Origin of the sequence: Sphingomonas sp. Ant H11 (assembly GCF_000797515.1) — a bacterium.
Lineage (GTDB): Bacteria > Pseudomonadota > Alphaproteobacteria > Sphingomonadales > Sphingomonadaceae > Sphingomonas.
This window is the reverse complement of the sequence record NZ_JSBN01000194.1, coordinates 1-2677: the sequence shown is the minus strand read 5'-3', so window position 1 is coordinate 2677 and position 2677 is coordinate 1. Positions and strand designations below refer to the sequence as shown.

Here is a 2677-nt window from a genome sequence, read left to right as displayed (position 1 = left end):
CCCGTTGCGTCCCCCTCTCCCCGACCCTCTCCCCTGAAGGGGAGAGGGAGAAAGATGCCATGACCCCATCTGCCCGCACCCAAGCCGCGATCGAACTGCTCGACCAGATCATCGCGGGCGCACGCGATTCGGGGGCGGCGGCGGATACGATCGTCGCGCGCTACTTTGCGACGCGGCGTTATGCTGGATCGAAGGACCGGCGCGCGGTGCGCGAATTGGTCTATGCCGCGATCCGGGCACTCGGCGAACGTCCGGCCTCGGGCCGCGCGGCGTTGCTGGCGCTGGCCAAGGCGGACCCGGAACTTGCCGCGACCTTTGACGGCGTCGGCCACGGCCCGGCAGTGATCGGACCGAGCGAAACCCCGGCCAAGACCGGCATCGCGCCCAACTGGATCCTCGATCGCTTGCGCCAATCGGGGCTGGATGATTCCGAATTTCCGGCCCTGATCGACCGCGCGCCGCTCGATGCGCGGATCAACCGCGTGATCGACGAAGTGATCGAGATTGAGGGAGCCGAGCCGATTGCCGGGTTGCCAAACGGGTTGCGTCTGCCCTCTGGCACGCAGGTCGAACAACTCCCGGCCTACAATCATGGTGCGATCGAAGTGCAGGATGCAGGCAGCCAGTTCGTCACGCTCGCTGCGCGGGCCCAGCCGGGCCAGCGTATCGTCGATCTGTGTGCAGGCGCAGGCGGCAAGACGCTGGCGCTTGCGGCGGCGATGGGCGGGCAGGGGGCCCTGCTCGCCACCGATACTGATCGCGCCCGCCTCTCCCGCCTTGCCCCGCGGGCGGAACGCGCGCGCGCCGGGATCATCGAAACGCGGCGGCTCAATCCCGGACGCGAAGTCGAGATGCTCGACGATTGGCTCGGCAGCGCCGATTGCGTGCTGATCGATGCCCCCTGTTCGGGCACCGGCACGTGGCGGCGCAATCCCGAGGCGCGCTGGCGGCTGACCCCGGACAGGATCGAGCGGCTGGTCGAAACGCAGCGCCATGTCCTCGAAGTCGGCGCGACGCTGGTCAAGCCGGGCGGCACCCTCGTCTACATCGTCTGTTCGCTGCTCGACGAAGAAGGGGCTGGGCAAGTCGCGGCATTCCTCGCGGCCAATCCGGGGTGGCGCGCGCAGTCGCTCGATCTGGGAGCAGGACGCGCGCATGGCGCGGGCACGCGGCTGACTCCGGCACACGATGCGACCGACGGGTTTTTGTCGCGCGATTGCAACACGCGTGATAGCTCTGTCGTCGTGCCAAAGCTGGAGTATCTCATGCGTTATACGTCTGTCGCCGTCGCCGCTGCGCTGACGCTGCTCACCGTTGCGACTGCGGTGCAGGGACAACGCGGTGAGGATACGATCGACGGGCGGTCGATGGCGCTGCTCGCGCGCGGTCGGGCGCTGCAGGCGGCGGGCAATCTCGACGCCGCGACCGACACGCTGGAAAGCGCGCTTGCGGTCGATCCGCGCAATCGCGGTGCGTTCGTGACGCTCGCGGAAGTGGCCAAGACACGCGGCCTGCCGGGCAAGGCGATCCGCTTGTATCGCGAGGCGTTATCGCTTGATCCCAATGACGTCGTTGCCTTGAGCGGACAGGGCGAGGCGCTGGTCGCCAAAGGCGCAGTCGCGCGCGCGCGCGAAAATCTCGCGCGGATCAAGACGGTGTGTGGCAAGCGGCCTTGTCCCGAGGTAGCCGCGCTGACGGCATCGATCGCGAAGGGGCCACCCATCGTAACGGCCGCAGCAGCGGCACCGGCGGCAGCTCCCAAGAAAGACTGAACCCCGGAACGGGGAGGAGCGACTAGCCCAGCGCGCGCGCCAAGCGACGAACTCGGTGACGCTGACGGTCTCGGCGCGCCGCGTTGGGTCGATGCCAACCCGCTCCAGCGCCTCAAGCGCACCAGTAACGCCTTTGAGGCTTTGCCGGAGCATCTTGCGACGCTGCCCGAACGCAGCGGCCGTCAGCCGCTCCAGCGTCGCGAAGCGCACGCCCTCAGGCGCGTCTGCGGGCACGATATGCACCACCGCCGACATCACCTTGGGCGGTGGGGTGAAAGCCGAGCGGTGAACCGGCATCGCCAGCGTGGCACGCGACCGCCACTGCGCGAGCACCGCAAGCCGCCCATACGCCTCGCCGTCGGTTGGCGCGACGATGCGGTCGGCCACCTCGCGCTGGAACATCAAGGTCAGGCTTTGCCACCACGGAGCCCACTCCGCCGACAGCCAGCGTACCAGCAACGCCGTGCCGATATTATAAGGCAGGTTGGAGGCGATGTGCGGCTTGCCCTCGAACAGCGATGCGGCGTCGATCTCCAGCGCATCGCCCTCGATCACGCGCAGCTTGCCGGGAAACGCCTCGCCCAGTTCAGCCAGCGCGGGGATACAGCGATGATCGCGTTCGATCGCCGTGACGCGAGCACCCGCCGCCAGCAAGGCGCGGGTCAAGCCGCCGGGGCCGGGGCCAATCTCCAGCACTTCGGCGTCGTTCAAGTCGCCGGGAATCCGTGCGATCCGCGCCAGCAATTGCGCATCGAGCAGGAAATTCTGCCCAAGCGCCTTGCTCGCATTCAGACCGTAGCGTGCAATAACGTCGCGCAGTGGTGGAAGGTCGGGGCGCGGGGGCACCGAAGCGGGCTGGCTCACGCGTCGGCGGCAGCGCGGCGCTCGGCTGCCTCGCCCGCCAG

The 2677-nt window shown here is 68.4% G+C and carries 1 protein-coding gene and 2 pseudogenes; 2 read left to right on the top strand and 1 reads right to left on the bottom strand.

The window, feature by feature from the left end; all coding sequences use genetic code 11:
* Window positions 1-59 precede the first annotated feature (59 nt).
* A pseudogene (locus NW75_RS21390) lies at window positions 60-1205 on the top strand (RsmB/NOP family class I SAM-dependent RNA methyltransferase); the annotation flags it as partial.
* Window positions 1206-1265: 60 nt separating this feature from the next.
* Complete coding sequence (locus tag NW75_RS24105; protein ID WP_081988865.1) at window positions 1266-1772, top strand: tetratricopeptide repeat protein; 507 nt, start codon at window positions 1266-1268, stop codon at window positions 1770-1772.
* A 22-nt stretch (window positions 1773-1794) separates the two neighbouring features.
* Here the strand turns inward: NW75_RS24105 and rsmA are convergent.
* A pseudogene (gene rsmA, locus NW75_RS21385) lies at window positions 1795-2636 on the bottom strand (16S rRNA (adenine(1518)-N(6)/adenine(1519)-N(6))-dimethyltransferase RsmA).
* Between the last annotated feature and the right edge of the window lie 41 nt (window positions 2637-2677).

What these genes read in the sequence shown, in the direction of transcription:
- NW75_RS24105 (WP_081988865.1), top strand. Translation starts at nt 1,266, where the DNA reads ATGCGTTATACGTCTGTCGCCGTCGCCGCTGCGCTGACGCTGCTCACC.